Source organism: Acinetobacter lwoffii (assembly GCF_024129735.1).
In the GTDB taxonomy this organism is placed as follows: domain Bacteria; phylum Pseudomonadota; class Gammaproteobacteria; order Pseudomonadales; family Moraxellaceae; genus Acinetobacter; species Acinetobacter lwoffii_H.
This window is the reverse complement of the sequence record NZ_JAMXXK010000118.1, coordinates 1-764: the sequence shown is the minus strand read 5'-3', so window position 1 is coordinate 764 and position 764 is coordinate 1. Positions and strand designations below refer to the sequence as shown.

At 35.6% G+C, this 764-nt stretch carries 1 protein-coding gene; it reads right to left on the bottom strand.

Features of this window, described 5'->3' with window-relative positions; all coding sequences use genetic code 11:
- Positions 1-710, bottom strand: a 710-nt coding sequence (locus NI469_RS15720) for an IS5-like element ISAba31 family transposase (protein ID WP_253175662.1), incomplete at its 3' end; no start/stop codon positions are given.
- Between the last annotated feature and the right edge of the window lie 54 nt (positions 711-764).

Below are 764 nucleotides of genomic sequence, written 5' to 3'. Positions count from 1 at the left end.
ACAGAACTTTGATAATTTCTTTTGAGCTTGTCATATCGAGTAGCTATTCCTCTAAATTGCTTTAATCTACAAAACATATTTTCAACTAAATGCCTGATTTTATATAAATACCAGTCCATATGGTCATTGTTCGATTGGCTATTTGTTTTCTTTGGTATATTCGCTTTAGTCCCTGTTTTCCTGATCTGTTCACGCAGTGGTTCTGAATCATAGCCTTTATCTGCACATACCACTTTTGTCTCTTTTAAATCTAATGTTGATATTAAATCAGGTGCAACTTTAACATCATGTGTGGTTCCATCGGTAATCATGAAATCAATAGGATTGCCATGTGCATCAACAATCAAATGTATTTTTGAGGAGTTTCCTCCTACACTTTTAGAAATAGATTGATTCGCTATGCCGGCAGAATGTTGATGAGCACGTACATGAGAGCCATCAATAAAAATCCACTCCATATCGGGGCATGAGGCTAGTAATTTGAATAATCTAAGTAACTTACCGCTGCTTGACCAACGATTAAAACGTTTGAAAATAGAGTTTGAATGACCAAAACAAGAAGGAATATCTCGCCACGGACAGCCTGTTCTAATTCTATAGAGAATAGCTTCAATAAAATTGCGTAAATTTGAGTTGTGGTGAATGGATAAATTACGCAGAATAACTTTCAACTTTTGCCAGTGTTGATCTGTCAGCATGGTACGAGGCATAGCGAATAGTAAAATTGGGTTTGGCGATTTGATTTTACTACTTCGCTATTTTTT